Origin of the sequence: Streptomyces sp. NPDC052036 (assembly GCF_040680495.1) — a bacterium.
Classification (GTDB): domain Bacteria; phylum Actinomycetota; class Actinomycetes; order Streptomycetales; family Streptomycetaceae; genus Streptomyces.
Genome location: NZ_JBFAWW010000006.1, coordinates 35,834 through 54,163 on the forward strand (window position 1 = coordinate 35,834; position 18,330 = coordinate 54,163).

The following is an 18,330-nucleotide window of genomic DNA, read 5'->3' on the forward strand; positions in this document are numbered from 1 at the left end:
TCTTACCGGACAGGGGCGGGTACGAGGGGTGCGGCGCCGGGGCGCCCGCGGCGGGCCGCTGCCGCGCGGGCGGGGGCGGTCAGCCGACGGCGAGCTGTTGCCGTGCGTGCGGGGGGCCCGGCTTGCGCTTGGGCGGGAAGACCTCGCCGGGGGTCGGGATGGGGCGCTGCGGGCGAGGGGACTGCGGCTCGGGGCGCGGTCCGGGCTTCTCGGGCTTCTCGGCCGGTTTGTCGCCGGGTTTGCGGGCGGGCTTCTCGGCCTGCTCCCCCGCGCCGCCGCGACCGCCCGGAAGGGCCGTGAGACGGACCCGGCAGGCGGGGACCGTGACGCCGCGGGAGGCGGGACGGGCCCGCACGTCGCGCTCGGCGAGGGGGTCGCAGCGGTCGAGAAGGGCGGCTGCGGCCGGGGTGCCGCGCAGGGCGCGCAGGGCTGCGAGATCGTCCGGGACCGGGCGATAGCCGGCCCGCAGGGCGTCCTCCAGGAGGGCGAAGTAGCCGACTGCGGCGCCGGGGAGGGCGGCGCGGTAGCGGGCGAGGTCGGCCAGCAGGAAGGCCCGCAGACGGACCCCCTCCCGCACCGCCTCGTCGACGGACTCGGCGAGGCGGAGGCAGTCCTGGACGTCCTCGGCGGAAACGGTGCGGGGATGGAGGGCGAGGGCGAGGGCCCGGCGGAGCACGCGCAGCTCCTCCGCGCCGAAAGCCAGGCCGCCGCGGGATCCGTATGGCGTGGGCATGCGGTGACGCTACCGCTAATCGGACAAAACGGGCTGATCGGGGCTCCGTGTCGCCTTCGGGTTCCCTCAGGTGGGGGCGGCCTTCGGCCCTTTGCCGCGTCTCACATGCGGGACACGTTCCGTTCGTAGACCAGCCGCAGGCCGATCAGGGTCAGCCAGGGCTCGTGCTCGTCGATCACCGTGGACTCGCCGAGGACCATCGGTGCGAGGCCGCCCGTCGCGATGACCGTCACGTCGTCCGGGTCGGTTGACAGCTCGCGGGCCATCCGGCTCACAACCCCGTCGACCTGGCCCGCGAAGCCGTAGACGATGCCCGCCTGCATCGCCTCCACCGTGTTCTTGCCGATCACGCTCCGCGGCCGCGCCACCTCGATCTTCCGCAGCTGCGCGCCCTTGACGCCCAGCGCCTCCACCGAGATCTCGATGCCCGGCGCGATGACCCCGCCGACGTACTCCCCGCGGGCGCTCACCGCGTCGAACGTAGTCGCCGTGCCGAAGTCCACGACGATCGCCGGCCCCCCGTACAGCTCGACCGCGGCGACCGAGTTGATGATGCGGTCGGCGCCGACCTCCTTGGGGTTGTCGGTGAGGATCGGCACGCCGGTCTTCACCCCCGGCTCCACGAGCACCGCGGGCACGTCGCCGTAGTAACGGCGCGTCACCTCGCGCAGCTCGTGCAGCACCGACGGCACGGTCGCGCAGATCGCGATGCCGTCGATGCCGTCGCCCAGCTCCTCGCCGAGGAGCGGGTGCATGCCCATCAGGCCCTGCAGGAGCACCGCCAGTTCGTCCGCCGTGCGGCGCGCGTCCGTGGAGATCCGCCAGTGCTCGACGATGTCCTCGCCGTCGAACAGGCCGAGGACGGTGTGCGTGTTGCCTACGTCGATGGTCAGCAGCATGGCTTTTTCCTACTCCGCCGCTCGCAGGTCCAGGCCGATGTCCAGGATCGGGGAGGAGTGCGTCAGCGCTCCGACCGCCAGGAAGTCGACGCCCGTGTCCGCGTACGCCTTCGCGTTCTGCAGGGTCAGCCGGCCCGACGCCTCCAGCAGGGCACGGCCGTCGACGATAGCGACCGCCTCTTCGCACTCGCCCGGCGTGAAGTTGTCCAGGAGGATCAGATCCGCGCCCGCGTCGACCACCTCACGCAGCTGGTGCAGGGTGTCGACCTCGACCTCGATCGGGACGTCCGGGAACATCTCACGGACCGCCTCGAACGCCTGGGCGACACCGCCGGCCGCCACGACGTGGTTGTCCTTCACCAGCGCCGCGTCCGACAGGGACATCCGGTGGTTCACACCGCCGCCGCAGCGGACCGCGAACTTCTCCAGGGAGCGCAGGCCCGGCGTCGTCTTGCGGGTGTCCCGTACGCGCGTCCCGGTGCCTTCCAGGGCGTCCGCCCACGCGCGCGTGGCGGTCGCGATGCCCGACAGACGGCACAGGATGTTCAGCGCGCTGCGCTCGGCGGTGAGCAGGTCACGGGTGCCGGTGGTGACGGTCAGCAGCTTCTGGCCGGCCTCCACCCGGTCGCCGTCGTCCACGTGGCGCTCGACCTCGAACTCGTCCGTGCAGACCACCGAGATGACTGCCTCGGCGACCCGCAGGCCCGCCGCCACACCGGCCTCGCGCGCGGTGAAGTCGCCGGTGGCGACCGCCTCCTCGGGGATCGTCGCGACCGTCGTCACGTCGACGCCGTGGTCCAGGTCCTCCTGGATGGCGACATTGGCGATGTCCTCGACCTCCACCGGGTCGAGCCCGGCGTCGGCCAGGAGCTGGGCGAGTGCCGGGTCGAGCCCGCACTCCAGATATTCCTCGTCGGTGTCCGCGCCGCAGGCACAGCCGTCGCCGCAGCCACCGGTCGAGGTGAGGGGAAGGTCGGGGGTGCTCACGTTCGTCACTGCTCCTGAGGCCGGTGCTGCGGGGAGGGCTCTCCGGCGCGCGCGGCGCCGGGCGACCCGGGGAGGGTCGGGGGGAAGTCTGCGGTGTCAGTGGTGTGTACGGCCAGCGTCCGGTCCGGATTCAGCCGTACGACGATGTGGCGGCGCCAGGCGTCGTCGTCGCGGTCGGCGTGGTCCTCGCGCCAGTGGCAGCCGCGGGTCTCCTCGCGCAGCAGGGCCGCGGCGACCAGGACCCGGGCCACGCACAGGAGGTTGGTGGTCTCCCAGGTGTCCACACCGGGCTCGGAGGTCTTGCCGTTCTCGGCGAGGGCGTCGCGTGCGTCGCTGTGGAGACGCTGGAGCCGGTCCGCGGCCTGCTGGAGGGACGCGGCGGACCGGAGCACTCCGGCGCCGTCCGTCATGACCCGCTGGATCGTGAACCGGTCCTCCGGGGCGAGCAGCGGGTGCGCGGGCCGCTCGGGATACGGGACGGGTTCGGGCACGCGCGCGTGCAGGCCGTCCTCCGTCCGCCCCCGCGCGATGTCGGCGGCGATACGCTCGGCGTAGACCAGGCCCTCCAGCAGGGAGTTGGAGGCGAGCCGGTTGGCGCCGTGCACACCCGTGCAGGCGACCTCGCCGCACGCGTACAGGCCCGGCACGGTCGTCCGGCCGTGGGAGTCGGTGCGCACACCGCCGGAGGCGTAGTGCGCCGCCGGGGCGACCGGGATGGGCTCGGTGACCGGGTCGATGCCATGGGCGCGGCAGGCGGCCAGGATCGTGGGGAAGCGGTGCCCCCACATCTCGGCGCCGAAGTGGCGGGCGTCGAGGAACATGTGCTCGGCGTCCTGCTCCTGCATCCGGCGCATGATCGCCTTGGCGACGATGTCACGGGGCGCCAGTTCGGCCAGCTCGTGCTGACCGGCCATGAAGCGCACCCCGTCCGCGTCCACCAGGTGGGCGCCCTCGCCGCGCACCGCCTCGGACACGAGCGGCTGCTGGCCCTCCGCGTCCGGGCCGAGGAACAGCACGGTCGGATGGAACTGCACGAACTCCAGGTCGCTGACCTCAGCGCCGGCGCGCAGGGCGAGCGCCACGCCGTCACCCGTGGACACCGACGGGTTGGTGGTCGCCGAGAAGACCTGGCCCATGCCGCCGGTGGCGAGGACCACGGCGGGCGCGTGCACGGCGCCCACGCCGTCGTGCTGCCCCTCGCCCATGACGTGCAGGCTGACACCCGCGGTGCGGCCCTCGGCGTCGTTGAGCAGATCCAGGACCAGCGCGTTCTCGATCGTGCGCAGGCCACGCGCGCGTACGGCCTCCACCAGCGCCCGGGAGATCTCGGCGCCGGTCGCGTCGCCGCCGGCGTGCGCGATCCGGCGGCGGTGGTGGCCGCCCTCCCGGGTGAGCGAGATGCCGCCCTCGTCGTCGGTGTCGAAGTGCGCGCCGGTGGAGATGAGCCGCCGTACCGCGTCGGGGCCCTCGGTGACCAGGATGCGCACCGCCTCCTCGTCGCACAGGCCCGCCCCGGCGGTCAGCGTGTCCTGAAGGTGCTGCGCCGGGGTGTCGCCCTCGCCGAGGGCCGCCGCGATACCGCCCTGCGCCCAGCGGGTCGAGCCGTCGTCCAGCCGGGCCTTGGTGACGACGACCGTCCGCAGGCCCGCGGCCTCGCAGCGCAGGGCCGTGGTGAGGCCGGCGACGCCGGAACCGACGACGACGACGTCCGCGGAGATGGACCAGCCCGGTGCGGGCGCGTGCAGTCGTATGCCTGTGCTGCTCACGAGGCGGCTCCGTGGGGGTCGACGGGCTCGGGGGCTCCGAAGGAGAGAGGGATGTTGTCGATCAGCCGGGTCGTCCCGACCCGGGCGGCGACGGCGAGGACGGCCTCGCCGGTGTAGTCGTCGGGGACCTCGGTGAAGTCCGACGGGTCGATCAGGGCCAGGTAGTCCAGGACCAGCGGCGGGTCCAGGTGGGCGGCCTCGTCGAGCACGAGCCGGGCGGTGGCGCGGACGGCCGCGGGACCCCCGGGCGCGGCCTTGGCCACGGCGTGCGCGTCGGCTGCGGCGCGCGACTCGCCCAGCGCGCTCAGGGCCTCGGCCCGCGCGCGCGTGGAGGGCACCTCACGAGCACGCGCGCGCAGCGCCTCCTGGGCGGCGTGCCGGTCGCGTCCCGCGAACAGGGCCCGGGACAGGGCGAGCGCGGTGTGCCGCTCGGTGGGCGAGAGGTAGCGGTTGCGGCTGGAGAGGGCGAGCCCGTCGTCCTCGCGCACGGTGGGCACGCCGACGATCTCCACGCCGAAGTTCAGGTCGCGCACCATCCGGCGGATCAGGGCGAGCTGCTGGGCGTCCTTCTGCCCGAACAGGGCGACGTCGGGGCGCGTGAGATGCAGCAGCTTGGCGACGACCGTGAGCATGCCGTCGAAGTGCCCGGGGCGGTGGGCCCCTTCGAGGCGCTCGCCCATCGGGCCCGCGGACATCCGCACCTGGGGCGCGCCGCCCGGGTAGACCTCCTCCACGGAGGGGGCGAACACGGCGTCCGCACCGGCCTGTTCCGCGACCTTCAGGTCGGCGTCCAGGGTGCGCGGATAGCGGTCGAGATCCTCGCCCGCGCCGAACTGCAGCGGGTTGACGAAGACGGTGACGATCACGAAGCCCTTGCCGCCGACGTGCTTGCGGGCCGCCCGGATCAGGGTGGCATGGCCCTCGTGCAGGGCCCCCATGGTCATCACGACGGCCGTACGCCCCGACGCCCCGTGGTGGTCCTGGACGTACCGCAGGTCGTCCACCGTGGGGGCGAGTTCGAAGGGGCGGCGGCTCATCGGTCTTCCTCGTTCTCAGGGTTCTCGGGACTCTCGGGGCGCCCGGGGCCCTCGGACCTCTCCGGGCTCCCGGGGTTCCCCGGCACGTGGGTGCCGTTGGCGAGTACCCCGAGGAGGTCCTCCGCGAGCTCCGGCTTGAGCAGTCCGTGAGCGAGGGCCCGGTCGGCGGTCGCGCGGGCCATCGCCAGATAGCCGGCCACGGTCTGGGGGGCGTGCTCGCGCAGCTCGGCGATGTGCGCGGCGACCGTGCCCGCGTCACCGCGCGCGACGGGGCCGGTCAAGGCCGCGTCACCGGAGCGCAGGGCGTTGTCCAGGGCGGCGCCGAGCAGCGGGCCGAGCATGCGGTCGGGTGCCTCGACGCCCGCCGCGCGCAGCAGGTCCATGGACTCGGCGACCAGGGTGACCAGGTGGTTCGCGCCGAGGGCCAGGGCCGCGTGATACAGCGGGCGCCGCTCCTCGGCGATCCACTCGGGCTCTCCGCCCATCTCGATCACGAGCGCCTCGGCGGCCAGCCGCAGCTCCTCGGGCGCGGTGACCCCGAAGGAGCAGCCGGCCAGGCGCTGGACGTCCACCGGGGTGCCGGTGAAGGTCATCGCGGGGTGCAGGGCGATCGGCAGCGCTCCCGCGCGCAGGGCGGGGTCGAGCACACGTGCGCCGTAGCGCCCGGAGGTGTGCACCAGCAGCTGTCCCGGCCGTACGGCCCCGGTCTCGGCGAGGCCCTGGACCAGGCCCGGCAGGGTGTCGTCGGGGACGGTCAGCAGCACCAGCTCGGCACGCTCCAGGACCTCGGCGGGCGGGAGGACCGGCACGTCCGGGAGCATCAGTGCCGCCCGCCGCCGGGAGGCGTCGGACACCCCGGAGACCGCGACCGGGCGGTGTCCGGCGAGTTGCAGGGACGCGGCGAGCGCCGGACCGACCCGGCCTGCTCCGACCACGCCCACGGTGAGCCGCGCGGGGCGGTCCTTGGGGTCTGGCTGCTGGAATGTACTCACTCGTCGGTGGCCTTCCCGTTCCAGTCCGCTCTGGGTACCGGACGATTTCTCGTCATGTTAACGCTATCCGTCGGCCGGGCGGCCGGCTGTCCACAGGCCCTGGAGTTTCCGCAGGTCCGGCGGGGTGGGAAATTCCGGGTGCCGGACGGCGCGGGCACGCGGCATCATCCAGGGCGTGAACACGGTGACGAGGGCGGAGGGGGACGAGGGCGGCATGACGGAGACGGCAGAGACGACGGAGGGGGCCGGACCGCAGCAGGGGCGGCCGACGGTGGAGGCGGAGGAGCGGCCGGGGCAGGCGCACGGCGAGGAGGCGGAGGAACTGCCGACGCAGACGCCCGCCGAGCGGTCGCGGCTGCGGCGGGAGCGCCGGACAAGGGTCGTGCGCGGCGCGGAACGCGTGCTGGCGCGTCCGGGCTTCCTGGGCACGCTCCGGGAGCGGCTGGCGCTGCTGGACGGCGTGGCGGACCTGTACGACCTCGACGAGACCGTGGACATGTACGGGACGGGCGTCGTCGAGGCCCTGGAGGAGAAGGTCGCCGGGCTGCTCGGCACCGAGGCCGCCGCCTTCTTCCCCACCGGCACGATGGCCCAGCAGGTGGCCCTGCGCTGCTGGGCGGGCCGCACCGGCAGCCCCACGGTCGCCCTGCACCCGCTCGCCCACCCGGAACTGCATGAACGGAAGGCGTTCACCGAGGTCAGCGGGTTGCGCCCGGTGCACATCACACGCGAGCCCCGGCTGCCGACCGCCGACGAGGTGCGCGACTTCGAGGAGCCTTTCGGGGCGCTGATGCTCGAACTGCCCCTCAGGGACGCCGGTTTCGTCCTGCCCGCCTTCGAGGAGCTGGCCGAGGTCGTGGAGGCGGCGCGCGAGCGCGACGCGGTGGTGCACTTCGACGGCGCGCGCCTGTGGGAGACCACGGTCCACTTCGGCCGCTCGCTGCCGGAGATCGCAGGCCTCGCGGACAGCGTCTACGTCTCCTTCTACAAGTCGCTCGACGGGTACGGCGGCGCGGCCCTCGCCGGCCCCGGAACGCTGGTCGAGGAGGCCAAGACGTGGCGCCACCGCTACGGCGGCATGGTCTTCCAGCAGTTCCCTACGGTGCTCTCGGCCCTCGCCGGCCTGGAGCGGCAACTGCCCCGGCTGCCGGAGTACGTGCGCCACGCGCGCGTGGTGGCCGCGGCGCTGCGCGAGGGGTTCGCGGCGGCCGGGCTGCCCTGGACCCGGGTGCACCCTACCGAGCCGCACACCCACGACTTCCGGCTCTGGCTGCCGTACGACGCCGACGTCCTCACGGAGACGGCGTTCCGGCAAGGCGAGGAGACCGGGTCCCTGCTGTTCGCCAACCCGTGGCAGCACGGCGGCCCTGGCCTCGCCTTCACCGAGGTCTCCGTACGGGCCGACGGGCTGGCGTGGACGGCGGACGACGTGAAGGCGGCGGTGACGGAGTTCGTGGCGCGTCTGCCCTAGGAGGCCGGGGATCCGGACGGCTCTCGCCCGTTCGAACAGTTCGGACAGTTCGGATATCTCGGACGGGAAGCGGTCGGGGAGCGGTCAGCAGCTGGGGCGCGGGCGGCGGCCGTGGACCCATCGGGACAGCGCCGTCCGCAGCCGGCCGCGTGCCGGGCGGCCGGCCACGACGGCACGGAACGCCCGGTAGTCGCCGAGTTCGCGCACCAGCTGCCAGTCGCGGGCGCCGGGGGCCGGCGGGGCGGGCTCGCCCAGGCGCCGGGCGCGGTAGGTGTCGAGGAGGTACTGCTGGGTGATGCTCATGGGATATCGCCTCTTCGGGACGTGAGGACAGGATCCGTAGGCTCCGCGGATGCCCCGGCCCACCCAGACTGTGCCCGGGCCGCCGCCCCCGTCGTGTCGATTGACGACTGTCGTCAACCGACGGCCGGGTTGTCGGTGGCCCCGTGCACCATGGGGTCATGAGCGTGCGTATCGACATCACCGGGCTGCGGCAGGAGCAGATCGCCGTCGTGCCCTCCCCGCTGGCCGAGCTGGGGATGGCCCTGCACGCGCTGTCCGAGCCCGGCCACCACCCCAGGCTGCGGGGCTGGGCGACCGGCCTGACCTGCCGCCTGGACCCGCATCTCGCCGACCGGATGTGCGAGGCCGACTTCCTGTGGCGTACGACGTTCTCGGACCTCTTCCTGCCGTACGCGGGCCTGCCGGGCGGGAACACGCTCCCGCGCGCCACCCTCGCCGAGGAACTGGACCTGCTGGACAAGCTGAGCGACGAACAGTTCGTGGACGCGGCGCTGGAGTTCACCTGCCCGCTGCCGTACAGCGACGCGGGCTCCGCCGCGCTCACCGACGCGGAGTCCCGACGGCGCGCCCTGGAGCTGGCCGCCGCGCGAGGGCCGCAGAGTCTGCTGTTCAGCGAGCGGCTGCTGGCCGACCCGCCGCGCACCCGGGCCTGGCTGCGGCAGTTCCTGGAGGACTGCGACGCGGCGTTCTTCGCGGACACCTGGTCCCGGCTGAGCCACGAGCTCGCGGCGGACGCCCGCCACAAGACGGACCTCCTGCGGCACAAGGGCCTGGCCGAGGCGCTGGCGTCGGTGTCGCCCGCGGTGACGCTGGACGAGGCCGCGGACCGGATCACCGTGGACAAGCTCGGCGAGGGCCATACGGCCACAGCGGGCAGCGGTCTGCTGCTCGTCCCGACCAGCCTGGGCTGGCCGCACCTGATGGTGCTGCACCGGCGCGGCTGGCAGCCCGTGCTGCACTACCCCGTCAGTTCGCCGGAGATGGCGGCGCCGTCGTCGCTGGAGCAGCTGACCCTGCGGATGGCCGCCCTCTCTCATCCGGTGCGCATGCGCCTGTGCCGCAGCCTCGCCCGCAGCGCGTTCACCACGGGTGAGCTGGCGCAGCACTACGGGATGACGGCGCCCGAGATATCCCGGCATCTGGGCACCCTGAAGAAGGCGGGCCTGCTCACGACCCGCCGCCGCGGCCGGTATGTCCTGCACCAGCTGGATGTGGCGGCGGTGGCCCGGCTGGGGAGCGACTTCCTGGAGGGCATTCTTCGCTAGTGGCCGCACACAGGGCCCGCACACAGGGCCCGCGGGCAGTCGTAGTCGTCAGTCGCAGAGGCCGTCAGTCGAAGCGGATGTGCTTCAGCCCGATCCTCGCCTGCCGCAGCCGGGTGCGCAGGGCGCCGTCCGTGTGGGGCCGGAGCGTCAGCCCGGCGAGGACGGCGATCCGGTCCGCCGTCTTGGGCACCGTGGTGTTGTCCATCCACAGGTGCTCGGCGAACTCCGGCTCGCGCAGCCGCTCCAGACAGTGGTCGAGCTGCCGGACGGCCCAACTCTCCCTGCGCAACGGCGCGTCCTTGCCGGCCACGTACGTCAGGAGATGCCCGAAGCCGCGCTCCCGCAGCCGCTTCAGCACGGTCTCGCGCTCGGCGAGGAGAGTGAAGTGCCGCACGTCATGGCCTCGTTCACCCAGCCGGCCCACCGTCTCCGCGAAGTAGCCCGGGTCGGTGACCGTCATGGGCGCGATGACCACACCGTCGCGCTTGGTCAGCGCGAGGTCCAGGACCTCGACCACGCCCTGCCGCCAGGCCGCCAGGTCCTGGAAGTTCCCCCGCAGTTCGGGCGGCAGCATGCGGTGCAGTCCGAAGCCGACGTGTTCGGGATCGCAGACGACGCTGCCGGGCAGACGTCGCTGGATCTCGTGTGCGGTCTGTGTCTTGCCACCCCCGAAGGGGCCGTTGATCCACAGGAGCATGCGCAGACCCTAGTGGGCACCAGCCACGGGGAGGCCGGGAGTGACTCAACCGTGGCCGGGCGCCCGGAGGCCGGGACCGGTCAGCCGGCCGCCCGGAAGCCGAGACCGCTCAGCCGTGGCCGCCCGCCCGTACAAGACCGGTCTCGTAGGCGAGGACGACCACCTGCACCCGGTCCCGCAGGCCCAGCTTGGTCAGGATGCGGCCGACGTGGGTCTTGACGGTCGCCTCGGACAGCACGAGCCGGGCCGCGATCTCGCCGTTGGACAGCCCCTGCGCGACCAGCACCATGACCTCGCGTTCGCGTTCGGTGAGCCGCTCCAGCTCCTTGTGCCGGGGCTCGGTGGCGCCGGCCGGCAGCATGGGTGCGAACCGGTCGAGGAGGCGGCGGGTGGTGGAGGGCGCGACCACGGCGTCACCGCTATGCACCGAGCGGATGGCGGCGAGCAGTTCCCCGGGCGGCACGTCCTTCAGCATGAAGCCGGAGGCACCCGCCTTCAGCCCGGAGAACGCGTACTCGTCGAGATCGAAGGTGGTCAGGATCAGCACCTTCGGGGCGTCCGGCTCCGAGCAGATGCGGCGGGTGGTCTCCACGCCGTCCAGCTTCGGCATACGGACGTCCATGAGGACCACGTCGACCTCGGCGGCGCGCAGCACCTGCAGGGCCTCGACTCCGTCGCCCGCCTCCGCGACGACCTCCATGTCCGGCTGGGCGGCGAGCACCATCCGGAACCCGGTGCGCAGCAGCACCTGGTCGTCGACGAGCATCACGCGGATCGGCATGGCGGGGTCCTCCGGTCGGGCTTCGGTCGGTGGGCTGGGCGGTGTCGTGAGGGGCGGGCGGTCGGGGCGGGCGCACGTGTCAATGGGTCGGTTTCAGCGGCAGCAGGGCGCTGATACGGAAGCCTCCACCGGGGCGGGGACCGGCGTCCAGGGTGCCGCCCACCATGCCGACGCGTTCACGCATTCCGATCAGCCCATGGCCCTGGCCGTCGAAGCCGCCCTCCTCGTACAGCTCGTGCGGGGCGCCCTTGCCGTCGTCCTCCACGAGCAGTCCGAGGCCGTCGTCGAAGTACACCAGGCGCACGCTCGCCCCGGTGTTGGGGCCCCCGTGCTTGCGGGTGTTGGTCAGCGCCTCCTGGACGATGCGGTACGCCGTCAGCTCGACGCCGCTGGGCAGCGGGCGCGGGGTGCCCTCCACCTTGAAGTCGACGGGCAGGCCCGCGCTGCGGCACTGCTCGACCAGCTCGTCGATCTGTTCGACGTCGGGCTGGGGCACATACTCGCCGGCCTCCTTGTGCTCGCCGGTGCGCAGCACACCGAGCAGGCGGCGCATCTCGGCGAGGGCCTGGCGACCGGTGCCGGAGATCGTCTCCAGGGCCTTCTTCGCCTGGTCGGGAGCGGCGTCGAGAACGTACGCGGCGCCGTCCGCCTGCACCACCATCACCGAGACGTTGTGCGCGACCACGTCGTGCAGCTCGCGGGCGATCCGGGCGCGCTCGGCGGCGACCGCGACCTTGGCCTGCGCCTCGCGCTCCTTCTCCAGCCGGGCGGCGCGCTCCTCCAGCTGGGCGAAATAGGCACGGCGGGTGCGCAGGGAGTCCCCGAGCACCCAGGCGAGCGCGAAGGGGACGGTCTGGAAGACCGCGATCGCGACGTTGCCCAGCGGGCCCGAGTGGGCGTCCGGCCAGCGGATCATGGTCAGGGGACCGGCACACAGGCCGCCGACGAGGCCGGTCCGGGAGGCCCAGCCGGCGCCGTCCGCGGCGACCGTGTAGATGATCGCCAGCATGGCGAAGTCGGCGACCGTCGGCTGCTGGTCCACCAGCAGCTGGACCAGCCCCGTCGCGAGCGCCACCAGAAGCATCTTCTCGGGCAGGCGACGGCGCAGCGCCACGACCCCGCACAGGACGGCGGAGATCGAGAGCCCCGCGGCGACCGATCCGTGGTAGTCCCGCGCCCCGCTGAGGTTCGTCACGCTCACGCAGGAGAGCCCGAACAGGACGACGGCCCAGAAGCTGTCGACCCACGTCGGGTGCCTGCGGAGGAAGTCATAGAGGCGCTGCACATAACCCAGCGTAGGGAAGCGCTGCGTGTGCAGGGGTCAACCGGAGGACCGATCCCAGGCGGACATGTGTACTCCGCAAGGTGGATGCTCCATGATCCCCAACGGCTACGGCACCCCGGGCGGGCACGTCGGAGCCGCGGAAGCCCGTGGGCGGTGCGGGGTGGCCGGCTGCCCGGCACCGCGGGCGCCTCGCACGGAACGCCGGCCCCGCGACCCGGGCGCGGAGCGCGGACACCGCACGCCGGGCGCACACGCCTGGCCTCCTCCCGGCCCACTCCGGTCGCACACGCCTGCCCGGACGTCGGCCCCCTCCAGGGCACGCGCCCGCCCGACCCTCGATCCCCTCCAGGGCACGCGCCCACCTTGCCGTCGCCCCCTCCCCCTCCCCCGCGGTCCCCCGCACCCGGCCTAGCCTGGCCCCGTGGCAGAGCTGGCAGAGCAGGCGGACGGCGAGTGGCGGAGCTGGCGGGCGGCGGCCGAGGAGGCGCTGTACGGGGCGCACGGGTTCTACCGGCGGCCCGAGGGTCCCGCGGGACACTTCCGTACCTCCGTGCACGCGTCCCCGCTCTTCGCGGTCGCGGTGGCCCGGCTGCTGTGCGCGGTCGACGAGGCCCTGGGAGGCCCCACCGAGCTGGCGTTCGTGGACATGGCGGCCGGCCGGGGCGAGCTGGTCACCGGTGTCCTGGACGCGCTGCCCCGGGACGTCGCCGCCCGCACGCGCGCGTACGCCGTGGAGATCGCCGAGCGTCCCGGAGGGCTCGATTCCCGGGTCGAGTGGCTCGACGAGCCTCCGCGGGAGGTCACGGGACTGCTGTTCGCCAACGAGTGGCTGGACAATGTGCCGGTCGAGGTCGCGGAGGCCGGCTCCGACGGCGTGGCGCGGCTGGTCCTCGTGCACGAGGACGGCGCTGAGCGCCTCGGGGAGCCGGTCACCGGCGCGGAGGCGGAGTGGCTCCGGCGCTGGTGGCCGCTGCCCGCCGAGGGCTGCCGCGCCGAGATCGGGCTGCCCAGGGATGCCGCCTGGGCCACGGCCGTCGCCACCGTCGGCCGTGGACTCGCCGTTGCCGTCGACTACGCCCATCGCGCGGCCGCCCGGCCGCCCTTCGGGACGCTCACCGGGTTCCGCGCGGGCCGGGAGGTCGCCCCGGTACCGGACGGCTCCTGCGACATCACCGCGCATGTGGCGCTGGACGCGTGCGCCCTGCCCGGGGCGCGTCTGCTGACCCAGCGCACCGCTCTGCGCACGCTCGGGGTCACCGGCGCGCGCCCCCCGCTCACGCTCGCGTCCACGGACCCCGCGGCCTATGTACGCGCCCTCGCGCACGCCGGAGCCGCCGCCGAACTCACCGCGCCGGGCGGCCTCGGCGACTTCGGCTGGCTGCTCCAGCCCGTGGACATCGCGGGGGCCTCGCTCGGGGGGCTACTTGTCGATGTCCCCGACCACGAAGAACAGTGACCCGAGGATCGCCACCATGTCCGCGACCAGAGTCCCCGGCAGCAGCTCGGTCAGTGCCTGGATGTTGTTGTACGAGGCCGAGCGCAGCTTCAGCCGGTACGGGGTCTTGTCGCCCTTGCTGACCAGGTAGTAGCCGTTGATGCCGAGCGGGTTCTCGGTCCAGGCGTAGGTGTGGCCCTCGGGTGCCTTGAGCACCTTCGGCAGGCGCTGGTTGATCGGCCCGGGCGGCAGCTCGGCCAGCCGGTCCAGGCAGGCGTCGGCGAGGTCGAGCGCGTTGTGCGTCTGCTCCAGGAGGCACTCGAAGCGGGCGAGGCAGTCGCCCTCCTGCCGGGTGACCACCTTCAGCGTGTCCTGGAGTTCCCCGTAGGCCAGGTACGGCTCGTCCCGGCGCAGGTCGAAGTCCACCCCGGAGGCGCGCGCGACGGGGCCGCTCACGCCGTACGCGTGCACCGTCGCGGGCGCGAGGACGCCCACGCCCCGGGTGCGTCCCCGGAAGATCTCGTTGCCGAGCACCAGGTCGTCGAACCGGTCCATACGGGAGCGCACGTCCCGCACCGCGGTACGCGCGCGTGCCGTCCAGCCGGCCGGGAGGTCCTCCTTGAGTCCCCCGACCCGGTTGAACATGTAGTGCATACGCCCGCCGGAGATCTCCTCCATGACGTTCTGGAGTTCCTCGCGCTCCTGGAAGGCGTAGAACACCGGGGTGATGCCACCGAGCTCCAGCGGGTAGGAGCCGAGGAACATCAGGTGGTTGAGGACCCGGTTCAGCTCCGCGAGGAGCGTGCGCATCCACACCGCGCGCTCGGGAACCTCCATGCCGAGCATCCGCTCCACGGCCAGGACCACGCCCAGCTCGTTCGAGAAGGCGGAGAGCCAGTCATGACGGTTGGCGAGCATGATGATCTGGCGGTAGTCGCGCGCCTCGAACAGCTTCTCCGCGCCGCGGTGCATATAGCCGATGACCGGCTCCGCGTGCCTGATCCGCTCGCCGTCCAGCACCAGCCTGAGCCGCAGCACACCGTGCGTGGACGGATGCTGCGGACCGATGTTGAGCACCATGTCGGTGCTCTCCGCGGCACCGCCGATCCCGACCATGGTCTCCTTCGTGGGAGTCATGGCACCAGTCTCTCGTACGTACCCTTGCGCCATGGAAACGGGGACTCGAGACAGGGGCGGCGTGCCGGTGTGGCGAAGCCTGCCGCCCGGGCTGCTGCGTATGCGGCGATTGTTGCTGGTGGTGTGGCTGGGGCTGTCGGCCCTCGCCGTGGGACTGCTCCTCGGCTTGCTCGCCGGGCCTAAGTGGGCCCTGTTCGCGGTGCTGCCGCTGGCCGCGCTGGGCTGGGGCTGGGTGCTGCTCGGCCGTAACTGGCGCTCCTGGCGGTACGCCGAGCGCGTCGACGACCTGCTGATCAGCAGGGGCGTGCTGTGGCGCGAGCAGACCGTGGTGCCGTACGGGCGGATGCAGCTCGTCGAGGTCACCTCCGGGCCGGTGGAGCGGTATTTCGGGTTGGCGAGCGTCCAGCTGCACACCGCGGCCGCGGCGACGGACGCGACCATTCCGGGCCTTGCCCCGGCCGAGGCGGAACGACTGCGGGACCGGCTGGCCGAGCTGGGCGAGGCCCGATCGGCAGGACTGTGAGCGCGCCCGGGGACCTGCCCGCGATAGCGGAGGGACGCGAGCGGACCGAGCGGCGGCTGCACCCGGTCACGCCGCTGCGGCGCGCCTGGGCGCCGGTCACCGTGATCGCCGGCTGGGCCGCGCACGACCCCGGACAGGCCCAGCAGCAGCTGACCAGACTGACCGCGACCACGCTCCTCGCCGCACTCGCGGTCCTCGTCACGGCCGCCTCCCTGTACGGCTTTCTCAGCTGGCGGTTCACCTCCTTCGCGGTGACCGACACCGAACTGCGCATCCGGACCGGCCTGTTGTTCCGCCGCACCGCGCACATCCGGCTGGACCGGCTGCAGGCCGTCGACGTCACCCAGCCGCTGCTGGCCCGGATCGCGGGCGTCGCCAAGCTGAAACTCGACGTCATAGGGACCGACAAGAAGGACGAACTGGCCTATCTCGGCGAGGACGACGCGCGCGTCCTGCGCGCCGAACTCCTGGCGCGCGCGGCCGGTTTCGCGCCCGAGACGGCACACACGGTCGGTGAGGCACCGATGCGGCCGCTGCTGCACGTGCCGCCGGGCATGCTCGCCGTCTCCCTGCTGCTCATCGGCGCCACCTGGGGTTCGCTGTTCGGTGCCCTCGTCGTGCCGACGCTGGTGTGGTTCGGCACGCACAGCGTCTGGTCGGTGCTCGTGGCCGGGCTGCCGCTGGTGGGCGGGGCGGCCACGCGGAGCGCGGGACGGTTCGTCCGTGCCTACGACTGGACGGTCGGCGAGTCGCCGGACGGGCTCCGGATCGACCACGGGCTGCTCGACCGGGCGCACGAGACGGTGCCGCCGGGGCGGGTGCAGACCGTACGGATGGTGGAGCCGCTGCTGTGGCGGCGGCGCGGCTGGGTCCGGGTGGAGCTGAATGTGGCGGGCTCCTCCAACTCGGTGCTGGTACCGGTCGCACCCCGCCCCCTCGCCGAGTCGCTGATCGCGCAGGTGCTGCCCGGGGTGACGGTCCCCACGGCCCTCGCCCGGCCGCCGCGCCGCGCCGGCTGGTGCCTGCCGCTGTGGTGGCGCGGCCACGGAGTCGCCGTCACCGACACGGTCTTCGCCGCGCGGCACGGGCTGCTGCGCCGGACTCTGTCCCTCGTCCCGCATGCGAAGGTGCAGAGCGTGCGGCTGACGCAGGGGCCCTGGGAGCGGTTCAGGAAGGTCGCCGACGTGGAGGTGGACACCGGGGCCGACAAGACGGTGCGGGCCCGGCTGCGGGACGCGGAGGAGGCGGCGGCCCTGCTGTACGCACAGGCGGACCGGTCACGGACGGGGCGACGGGACGCTCGGCCGGAGCGGTGGATGGCCTCGTAGACCGCACAGCGTGGACGGCCTCGCAGGCCGAGCGCCAGGGGGAACGACATGAGGGGCGGCGGCACTCGGAGTGCCGCCGCCCCTCACCCGTACAGGCTGTACTCAGGACGCCGCTGTGCGCAGCCCCTGCAGGTCGATCTGCTCGGTCTCGTCGTGGGCCGTCAGGTCGATGACCTGGCCGATGCCGCGCGCCTCGGGGTCCGCGGGCTTGAAGCCGGACTCGGACTCCTCCTTGTGCATCGCGAGCGCCTCCTGGCCCACGACGTCCGCGAGGTCCTCGTTCTGCATCGAGGTCAGGGTCTCCCCCGGGCCCTTGGTGCCGAAGAAGTCGAAACCGCCCTCCGCGGCCGGGCGCCGCGGCGGGGCCGCCGGTACGACGGCGACGGCGGTCGGCACGGTGAAGTGCCCGGTGGTGTGGGCCGGCTTGGTCGCGCCCGGCAGGGGCTGCTGCGCGGTCGGGGCGCTCCCGTGCTCCCGCCCGGCGACCGCCGTGGGCTTCCCCGCCGCCTCGTCCTGCGCACCGGAGCGGTCCCGTACGGCGCCGGTCTCCGCCGAGCCGCCCTTGCGGCCGCCGCCGTTGCCGGGGCCGTCGTCCTTCGGGGGAACGGACTCGGGGGAGGTCCTGGCCCGGGCCGCGGTGAGCGCGGAGAGTGCCGACTGCCGGTGGGCGTCGCCCGGGGCCGGGGTGTCGGCGGTCGCCTCCACGGGGCCGCTCCCGTCGACGGACCCGGCGGTGTCGTCCTCCGCGGCCTGCGCCGCGTCGTCGCCCAGCGCCGCGTCGTCGCCCAGCGCCGCGTCCTCGTCCTGCTCCGGGTCGTCGTCCCGCGCCGATGCGGCGATCTCCTCCGGGGCGTCCTGCTCGGACGCGGCGACGTCCTCCGGCGTCTCGTCGCCGCCGTCCTCGACCAGCCGCGTCAGCGCCGAGTCGGCCCGCAGGAAGAGCGCGGATCCCTCCGGGGAGAACACCCCTGCGACCGCCGGCTCCGATTCGGTCGCGGCCGTGGTCCCGCCCTCGGCCTCTCGTACGTCCCTGCCCTCCGGCGTCCCGCTCTCGGCGGCGCCCGGCGCCTCCAGGCCGTCCCGCTCCGTGGAGTCGTCCGGCGCCGCGGAGTCGTCCGGCGTCGTCGAGTCGTCCGGCGCGCCCGTCGTCCCGGCGGGCAGCGCCCGCGCCTGCGGCACCGTCGTCTCTATGGCCAGCAGACGGCGGCCCTCCAGGGCGGTCGCGCGCTCGGTCTCCGCGGTGGCGTACCGCCGCAGCAGGGCCGCGTGCTCGTTGCGCAGCTTGGCCAGCTCCGCGCGCTTGGCACGCAGCCTCTGCTCCAGCTTGGTGCGCAGCTCGCGCGACTCCTCCAGGTCCGACTCCAGTTCGGCGACCCGCTCCTCGTGGCGCCATTCGTCGCTTGCCCTCGCGCGCGCGAGGTCCGCGACGTGTTTGCCCGCGGCCACGTCCCAGCGGCGCATGACGACCGCGCCCAGCATCGTCGTCACCGCGGCAGCCGCGGCCAGCACACGGAGCACCACTGGCTCCGTGAACAGCCAGGGCCCCACGGCGCAGACGATCGAGACGCCGGCGATCACCGAAGAGGGCAACAGCCTGTGCAAGGGCGGAGAATGGCGGTGACGTCCACGTGGCATGGCCAGAAACTTACCGCGCGTAGGCGAATGATGGTGCCCCGCCCGGTAAAAACACG

The 18,330-nt window shown here is 73.6% G+C and carries 17 protein-coding genes; 5 read left to right on the forward strand and 12 right to left on the reverse strand.

What is annotated here, in order from left to right; all coding sequences use genetic code 11:
• Positions 1 to 79: 79 nt before the first annotated feature.
• The 6 genes from AB0L95_RS11425 to AB0L95_RS11450 form a co-directional block, all read right to left on the reverse strand.
• Positions 80 to 733 carry a hypothetical protein gene (locus tag AB0L95_RS11425; protein WP_365160516.1) on the reverse strand — a complete coding sequence of 218 codons (654 nt, stop codon included), beginning with the start codon at positions 731 to 733 and terminating at the stop codon, positions 80 to 82.
• Positions 734 to 834: 101 nt separating this feature from the next.
• A complete protein-coding gene (locus AB0L95_RS11430) occupies positions 835 to 1,632 on the reverse strand; it encodes a type III pantothenate kinase (protein WP_365160518.1) in 798 nt (265 codons plus the stop codon).
• Between the two features lie 9 nt (positions 1,633 to 1,641).
• Positions 1,642 to 2,619, reverse strand: coding sequence for a carboxylating nicotinate-nucleotide diphosphorylase (nadC, locus tag AB0L95_RS11435; protein WP_365160521.1), 978 nt, complete (start codon positions 2,617 to 2,619; stop codon positions 1,642 to 1,644).
• Between the two features lie 5 nt (positions 2,620 to 2,624).
• On the reverse strand, positions 2,625 to 4,385 hold the full coding sequence (locus tag AB0L95_RS11440) for an L-aspartate oxidase (protein ID WP_365160524.1): 1,761 nt from the start codon (positions 4,383 to 4,385) through the stop codon (positions 2,625 to 2,627).
• Complete coding sequence (panC, locus tag AB0L95_RS11445) at positions 4,382 to 5,422, reverse strand: pantoate--beta-alanine ligase (RefSeq protein WP_365160527.1); 1,041 nt, start codon at positions 5,420 to 5,422, stop codon at positions 4,382 to 4,384. The genes AB0L95_RS11440 and panC overlap by 4 nt, the downstream gene beginning before the upstream one ends.
• Positions 5,419 to 6,414: a DUF2520 domain-containing protein gene (locus AB0L95_RS11450; RefSeq protein ID WP_365160530.1), complete on the reverse strand. Its 996-nt coding sequence runs from the start codon at positions 6,412 to 6,414 to the stop codon at positions 5,419 to 5,421. Before AB0L95_RS11450 ends, panC begins: the two co-directional genes overlap by 4 nt.
• Before the next feature lie 175 nt (positions 6,415 to 6,589).
• Between AB0L95_RS11450 and AB0L95_RS11455 the strand changes: the two genes are divergently transcribed.
• The gene (locus tag AB0L95_RS11455; RefSeq protein ID WP_365160532.1) at positions 6,590 to 7,885 is read left to right on the forward strand and encodes a beta-eliminating lyase-related protein; all 1,296 of its coding nucleotides are present in this window, start codon (positions 6,590 to 6,592) and stop codon (positions 7,883 to 7,885) included.
• Between the two features lie 84 nt (positions 7,886 to 7,969).
• Here the strand turns inward: AB0L95_RS11455 and AB0L95_RS11460 are convergent, their stop codons facing one another.
• A complete protein-coding gene (locus tag AB0L95_RS11460; RefSeq protein ID WP_365160535.1) occupies positions 7,970 to 8,188 on the reverse strand; it encodes a hypothetical protein in 219 nt (72 codons plus the stop codon).
• 158 nt (positions 8,189 to 8,346) lie between these two features.
• On the opposite strand from AB0L95_RS11460, the gene AB0L95_RS11465 reads away from it, so the two are divergent.
• Positions 8,347 to 9,453: a DUF5937 family protein gene (locus AB0L95_RS11465; RefSeq protein WP_365160538.1), complete on the forward strand. Its 1,107-nt coding sequence runs from the start codon at positions 8,347 to 8,349 to the stop codon at positions 9,451 to 9,453.
• Positions 9,454 to 9,517: 64 nt separating this feature from the next.
• Here the strand turns inward: AB0L95_RS11465 and AB0L95_RS11470 are convergent, their stop codons facing one another.
• The 3 genes from AB0L95_RS11470 to AB0L95_RS11480 form a co-directional block, all read right to left on the reverse strand.
• Entirely contained in the window at positions 9,518 to 10,150 is a 633-nt protein-coding gene (locus tag AB0L95_RS11470; RefSeq protein ID WP_365160541.1) for an AAA family ATPase, read from the reverse strand.
• Positions 10,151 to 10,259: 109 nt separating this feature from the next.
• The gene (locus AB0L95_RS11475) at positions 10,260 to 10,931 is read right to left on the reverse strand and encodes a response regulator transcription factor (protein ID WP_365160544.1); all 672 of its coding nucleotides are present in this window, start codon (positions 10,929 to 10,931) and stop codon (positions 10,260 to 10,262) included.
• A gap of 79 nt (positions 10,932 to 11,010) precedes the next feature.
• Positions 11,011 to 12,216 (reverse strand): sensor histidine kinase, encoded by a 1,206-nt coding sequence (locus tag AB0L95_RS11480; RefSeq protein WP_365160547.1) that lies wholly within the window; start codon positions 12,214 to 12,216, stop codon positions 11,011 to 11,013.
• 421 nt (positions 12,217 to 12,637) lie between these two features.
• Here AB0L95_RS11480 and AB0L95_RS11485 point away from each other — a divergent pair, with 421 nt between their 5' ends.
• On the forward strand, positions 12,638 to 13,672 hold the full coding sequence (locus tag AB0L95_RS11485; protein ID WP_365160550.1) for an SAM-dependent methyltransferase: 1,035 nt from the start codon (positions 12,638 to 12,640) through the stop codon (positions 13,670 to 13,672).
• Here AB0L95_RS11485 and AB0L95_RS11490 read toward each other — a convergent pair.
• Positions 13,637 to 14,788, reverse strand: a complete 1,152-nt coding sequence (locus AB0L95_RS11490; protein WP_365160553.1) for an NADH-quinone oxidoreductase subunit D — start codon at positions 14,786 to 14,788, stop codon at positions 13,637 to 13,639. The two genes, AB0L95_RS11485 and AB0L95_RS11490, sit on opposite strands and share 36 nt — an antisense overlap.
• A 31-nt stretch (positions 14,789 to 14,819) precedes the next feature.
• Here AB0L95_RS11490 and AB0L95_RS11495 point away from each other — a divergent pair, with 31 nt between their 5' ends.
• Positions 14,820 to 15,311 carry a PH domain-containing protein gene (locus tag AB0L95_RS11495; RefSeq protein WP_365160556.1) on the forward strand — a complete coding sequence of 164 codons (492 nt, stop codon included), beginning with the start codon at positions 14,820 to 14,822 and terminating at the stop codon, positions 15,309 to 15,311.
• Positions 15,308 to 16,639 (forward strand): PH domain-containing protein, encoded by a 1,332-nt coding sequence (locus AB0L95_RS11500; protein ID WP_365160559.1) that lies wholly within the window; start codon positions 15,308 to 15,310, stop codon positions 16,637 to 16,639. Before AB0L95_RS11495 ends, AB0L95_RS11500 begins: the two co-directional genes overlap by 4 nt.
• 102 nt (positions 16,640 to 16,741) lie before the next feature.
• Here AB0L95_RS11500 and AB0L95_RS11505 read toward each other — a convergent pair whose 3' ends face one another.
• On the reverse strand, positions 16,742 to 18,274 hold the full coding sequence (locus AB0L95_RS11505) for a hypothetical protein (protein WP_365160562.1): 1,533 nt from the start codon (positions 18,272 to 18,274) through the stop codon (positions 16,742 to 16,744).
• Positions 18,275 to 18,330: the final 56 nt, after the last annotated feature.